General features: G+C 66.1%; 6 protein-coding genes. 2 read left to right on the top strand and 4 right to left on the bottom strand.

Translation table 11 applies throughout. From position 1 onward, the window contains the following. Together fbaA and ACTIL2_RS15140 are read right to left on the bottom strand one after the other, a co-directional pair. A partial coding sequence (fbaA, locus tag ACTIL2_RS15135; RefSeq protein ID WP_442338305.1) for a class II fructose-bisphosphate aldolase occupies positions 1-904 on the bottom strand: 904 nt, incomplete at its 3' end. Positions 905-1023: 119 nt separating this feature from the next. After that, positions 1024-2181 carry a glycoside hydrolase family 76 protein gene (locus tag ACTIL2_RS15140; protein WP_442338306.1) on the bottom strand — a complete coding sequence of 386 codons (1158 nt, stop codon included), beginning with the start codon at positions 2179-2181 and terminating at the stop codon, positions 1024-1026. 57 nt (positions 2182-2238) lie between these two features. Here ACTIL2_RS15140 and ACTIL2_RS15145 point away from each other — a divergent pair, with 57 nt between their 5' ends. After that, the gene (locus ACTIL2_RS15145) at positions 2239-2886 is read left to right on the top strand and encodes a DUF1707 SHOCT-like domain-containing protein (RefSeq protein ID WP_442338307.1); all 648 of its coding nucleotides are present in this window, start codon (positions 2239-2241) and stop codon (positions 2884-2886) included. Positions 2887-2931: 45 nt separating this feature from the next. On the opposite strand, the gene ACTIL2_RS15150 is transcribed toward ACTIL2_RS15145, so the two are convergent. Next, entirely contained in the window at positions 2932-3225 is a 294-nt protein-coding gene (locus ACTIL2_RS15150) for a hypothetical protein (protein ID WP_442338308.1), read from the bottom strand. 297 nt (positions 3226-3522) lie between these two features. On the opposite strand from ACTIL2_RS15150, the gene ACTIL2_RS15155 reads away from it, so the two are divergent. After that, positions 3523-3828, top strand: a complete 306-nt coding sequence (locus ACTIL2_RS15155) for an ArsR/SmtB family transcription factor (protein WP_442338309.1) — start codon at positions 3523-3525, stop codon at positions 3826-3828. A gap of 4 nt (positions 3829-3832) precedes the next feature. Here ACTIL2_RS15155 and ACTIL2_RS15160 read toward each other — a convergent pair. Then, on the bottom strand, positions 3833-4170 hold a 338-nt coding region (locus tag ACTIL2_RS15160), incomplete at its 5' end, for a TrmH family RNA methyltransferase (protein ID WP_442338310.1).

The raw sequence follows: 4170 nt of genomic DNA on the forward strand, positions 1-4170 counted from the left end.
TCTTCAGCACGCCGTCGTAGTTGGCGAGCATGTGGCCGGCGATCGGGCGGGTGAACGCGTACTGGGTGTCGGTGTCCACGTTCATCTTGATCACACCGTAGGTCAGGGCCTCCTCGATCTTCTCCTTCTCGGAGCCGGATCCACCGTGGAAGACGAAGTCGAAGGGCTGGGCGTCCTCCGGCAGGCCCAGCGTGGCTGCGGCGGTCTTCTGGCCCAGGTCCAGGACCTCCGGGCGCAGCTTCACGTTGCCCGGCTTGTAGACGCCGTGCACGTTGCCGAACGTGGCCGCCAGCAGGTAGCGCTGCCCCTGGTCACCGGCACCGATGGCGGCGATGGTCTTCTCGAAGTCCTCCGCCGTGGTGTACAGGTTGTCGCCGGCCTTGGCCTCGACACCGTCCTCCTCGCCACCGACAACGCCGATCTCGATCTCGAGGATGATGTTCGCCTCGGCACACTTCGGCAGCAGGTCCTTCGCGATCTCCAGGTTCTCGTCGATCGGCACCGCGGAGCCGTCCCACATGTGCGACTGGAACAGCGGGTTCTCACCGGCCTCCACGCGCTTGCGGGAGATCTCGACCAGGGGTCGGACGTAGGTGTCCAGCTTCTCCTTCTGGCAGTGGTCGGTGTGCAGTGCGACGTTGATGCCGTAGTGCTTGGCGGCGTGGTGCGCGAAGTGGGCCAGGGCCTCCGCGCCGTCCACCATGTTCTTCACGCCGAGGCCGGAGCCGAACTCCGCACCGCCGGTGGAGAACTGGATGATGCCGTCCGACTCGGCGTCGGCGAAGCCCTTGAGGGCGGCATTGATGGTCTCGGACGAGGTGCAGTTGATGGCGGGGAAGGCGAAGCCACCTTCCTTGGCCTTGTCCAGCATGTCCCGGTAGACGGCAGGGGTTGCGATAGGCATTGGTGTTCCTTACGTGTCGATTGCGGTCGGGTCCGTCGGGCGGTTTGACGCTTTCCTCCCAAGTATGCCGCGATCGGGCGCTCCTGTGGGGTCGGGACCGCAGATGCACCCCCGAAAAGTCAGGGGCGTGCACTGACCGACGCCGCAGCCTCCATCAGCATCCAGCCGGACAGCTGCACGGACAGGTCCCGCTCGGGGATCTCCGCGGCCGCCGCCGACCCGGACAGGGCCGCTCCCACCAGACCGCCGGCCTGGGGCAGCACGGCGTCCCCACCCCAGGACGCGGGAAACACCGGCAGGCCGTCGACCTCCAGCCGGTAGCGCCACACCGATTCCGCGGAGCGCAGGACGAGCCGGCGCGCCACCCGCCTGGTCGTGGCGACCGACGCGTCCTCCCCCGGAAGGGACGTGGCGACCAGGGCGAGGTAGCGGGCGAGAATGCCCTTGAACAGGCCGTCGTCCCCGCCCCGGGCCCGCCAGTCGAGTGAGCCGGCATCGTTGGTCATGTGCCGGTCGATGGCGTCCACCAGGTGCTGGACGCGGGTGATCGACGCCATGCCGACCTCGTTGACCGCATCCATGTCGATCCCGGCGGCCCGACGCTGCGCCCGGGCCAGTTCCAGGTTCGCGGCGAGCATCACTCCCTGGCAGTATGCGTGGATGTCCGTGACGGTCTCCGGACCGGACAGGCGCATCCGTATGCCGTCCATCACCAGGCCGTCGGGGTCGATCAGTTTCTCGTGGACCCAGTCGGTCAGTTGCTCGGCGAGCTCCAGGCGTCCCGTCCGGGCAGCGAGGATCGCAACGGGACCGTTGGTGGGGACGTTGTAGAAGGTCTCGCCGACACGCCACGGCATCACACCGGTGAGGGAGTCGACGCCGTCGAAGACGTCCTCCTCCAGGGAACCGCGGTACCGTACCCGGCCGTACCGGTCGAGCGCGTCCACACGCTCCAGGGCGAGTGCCAGCCAGGCCTTGTCGTCGTAGTACCTGTTGCGGGTGAGACGCCCGAAATTGCGCAGGCGCATGCCGCGGATCGTCCGGCGGATCATCCCCAGGCGCATACGCGTGTTCCGCCGCAGGGTGGCATCCACCTGGCAGTCGATGAAATGGGCCTGCCACCAGTAGTGCCACTGGTAGTAGAGCTTGTCCTTCGTCGACGGTGGCCAGGCAACCACGGCGAGGGTCGTCCGCGGGATCCCCCAGAGCCGGCCCCCATGGCGTTCCATGACGGCCTGCTCGGCGAGATCGGCGCGGTGGTCCCAACGTTCCTGCATACGGTTCATTGTGCCTGTACCAGTGAGGTCGGCGCACGTGTTGGTAGCCTTAAGTACATGGAGAGTCCCGACAGTGCAGGTGACCGACCCGGCGACAGGATCCGACTGAGCGACAACGACCGGATCCACGCCCTGAAGGTCCTGGGCGGGCACTACGCGGACGGACGGCTGGACGACGCCGAATTCAATGACCGGTCGGCCGGTGTCGCCGCCTCCCGGACACTGGGGGACGTCCGCGGCTACTTCGACGACCTACCGGGTGGGGTGCCCTTCGATTCCTCGGGACGCGCTGTCGCCGTACCGGGTCAGGACGCACCGTCGGGCGGGGTGGAAGGCACTCTTGATCCTGCTGACCCTGCTGACCCTGTTGACCGTGTCGATCCGGAGAAGGCGGAGCTGGAGAGCCTGCACAAACGCGGCGAGCTCGTCCAGACCATTGATGCGGTGGTGCTGGGAGTGACCCTGGTGTCGTTCCTGGTGCTGCAGTTCATCGTCGATGTGTCCTGGGCGTGGGTGGTGTGGCCGTCCCTGGTGGTGACGCTGACCGTGCCCCGGATGCTCCTGAAGTGGTCCGACGAGGACGAGGAGCTCTACGAGGAGATTTCGGAGGCCGACAGCGAGAAACGGAAGGAGCGGCTCCGCCGGGCCGCGGAGCGGATGCACGAACTGGAGCCGGGGGAACCGGAGAACGGGGACAAGGGCTGAATGGTCCGCTTGTGGACGGCACCCTTCCCAACACGAGCGGTCGGCTCAGCTGCGCGCAGGGATCTTTCGACGACGGAGAAGGGTGATCGCAGCTGACATTGATAATGCTCCGCCGATGTACATGAAGAACGTCAGGGAGAAAACTTCCGGTACATCCGCATTGGCGATCGCGGAGGAGACACCCATTGCCCCCAACACGATCCCGAGCACGAACAGAGCGATCTGCACCTTGGATGCTGCGCGGGAGACGACGAGCGTGACGAGCGCAGCTACGGGAGAGACCAGGGTCAGAATAATGCCGAAAATGAACAGCCACCCGATCGACAATATATTCGCCATGATCGCAACTATGATCCCCGCGACGAAGACCAACAGTTCCGGATAAAGATTTCTCTCCAGGCCAAATTTGATGATCTACTCCGATCCGGTGTCAACGGTATTCCATTCGACATACTGTTCATTCAACCGCGGGCAACCGGCTGATCCCTGCGCGCCTTTCGAATGAGGACCACGAAGAGCACCCCTGTGACCGCTACCAGTACGACCATACTCGCCGAAGCGACAGCGAAACCCTCACGGTAGACACCGGCATGACCGGTGGCCCCGGACGCGACGGATTGTCCGAGCGCCCCGACAATGAGGCAGCGGAAGGACACAACCACGACGGACACGGGAGTCACGGCACCTGAGCCGGTCAGGCGGTGGACGACCCCCGGGGGCGAGCAGCAACGGCACCAACGTCATGGCGAGGAACCCCGGACCTGCACGAGCTTCGGACTCCCGGTCTCGAAGTCGACCCTGAGCCATCACTTCAAGGTCCTCCGCGAAGCCGGGCTGGTCCGCCAGGTCGATCTGGGGAACATGAGCGGGGTCACCCTACGGCGTCAGGACATCGACGCCCGGTTCCCCGGACTCCTCGGGCTGATCGGCGACGAGGGCTGACCTGCTACCAGGCCCTCCCCAGGTCGGCGTGCTGGCGGACCCAGGTGTGCATGGCAATGCCGGCGGCGACCCCGGCGTTGATCGACCGGGTCGAACCGAACTGGGCGATCGACACCGTCATCGACGCCGCGTCCTGCGCCTGCACGGTGACACCCGGTCCTTCCTGACCGAACAGCAGCAGACACCTCCGGGGCAGCTGCGCGGTCTCCAGGGGCACCGAGCCCGGGGTGTTGTCCACCGCCACCACCGTCAGATCATTCTCGCGGGCGAACCCGGCGACCGAGTCAGTGTCCGGGTGGTGCATCAGGTGCTGGTAGCGGTCGGTGACCATCGCCCCGCGCC

It is taken from the genome of Corynebacterium sp. (assembly GCF_052107835.1).
Lineage (GTDB): Bacteria > Actinomycetota > Actinomycetes > Mycobacteriales > Mycobacteriaceae > Corynebacterium.